This window comes from Peptoniphilus hominis (ex Hitch et al. 2025) (assembly GCF_040096015.1).
GTDB classification, from domain to species: domain Bacteria; phylum Bacillota; class Clostridia; order Tissierellales; family Peptoniphilaceae; genus Peptoniphilus_A; species Peptoniphilus_A hominis.
The window spans coordinates 1-1,060 of the sequence record NZ_JBBMFO010000071.1 but is presented as its reverse complement, the minus strand read 5'-3'; the positions used below and the strand labels follow the sequence as shown (position 1 = coordinate 1,060).

Sequence of the window (1,060 nt, the reverse complement as noted above, 5' to 3'; positions counted from 1 at the left end):
GATAAGTTGTAAAATTAAATGCGACACAAATAAAAAATAAAAACTCATACTAACTTCGTGTAAAATGTTAATAACGACAAAAACTAACACGGAGGTTAATATGAGCTATAAACATCTTACACTAAACGAAAGAAATAAGATAGAGGTATTAAACAAAGAGGGCTATTCTTCTAGAAGAATAGCGAAAATTTTAGGATGTCACCATTCCACAATAGTTAGAGAGCTTAAAAGATGTGATACTAAATACGAAGCTCACCTAGCTGAAATAGATAAAGAAGCTAAATCATCTTTAAAAGGCAGAAAAACTAAAGCAACTTATGAAATATTAGACACTATCAAAGAAAAGCTAAATTCTAAATGGTCACCTGAGCAAATTGTAGGCCGCCTTTATAAAGGAATATTAAGCTTTAAAACAATATATAACTGGATTTATTCTGGATTAATAGATTTTGATATTTCAAAATTAAGAAGAAAAGGCAAGTCTAGAAAAAGCAAAGAAACAAGAGGAAAATTTAACATAGGCACCTCTATAAGGAAAAGACCAAAAAATATAAAATATAGGATTTCCTTTGGACATTGGGAACTTGATACCGTAGTATCTTCCAGAGGAAAAAGTAAAGGGTGCTTAGCAACATTTGTTGAAAGAAAAACAAGATTTTATATAGCATTACCAATGAAAGATAGAAGCAAAGATTCAATGTTTGAAGCAATCAATAAACTTGTTAAATCACTTCCAAAAGAAGCTTTAAAAAGCTTTACATCAGATAGAGGAAAAGAATTTGCTTGCTATGACGAAGTTGAAAAGCTGGGAATTGACTTTTACTTTGCTGACCCATATTCAGCATGGCAAAGAGGAAGTAATGAAAATTCCAATGGTCTATTAAGAGAATATTATCCTAAAAAGACAGATTTAGCAGAGATATCTGAAGAAGATCTTATTAAAAATTTAATGGAGCTCAATAACAGACCTAGAAAATGTCTAAATTATCAAACTCCATTTGAATTATTTTTACATGAACTTAGTTTAATTTAGGTGTCGCACTTTTATTTGCAATTCATC

General features: G+C 30.0%; 1 protein-coding gene. It reads left to right on the top strand.

The window, feature by feature from the left end; translation table 11 throughout:
• Nucleotides 1-100: 100 nt before the first annotated feature.
• On the top strand, nt 101-1,033 hold the full coding sequence (locus WMO19_RS09790) for an IS30 family transposase (RefSeq protein WP_349171677.1): 933 nt from the start codon (nt 101-103) through the stop codon (nt 1,031-1,033).
• Nucleotides 1,034-1,060: the final 27 nt, after the last annotated feature.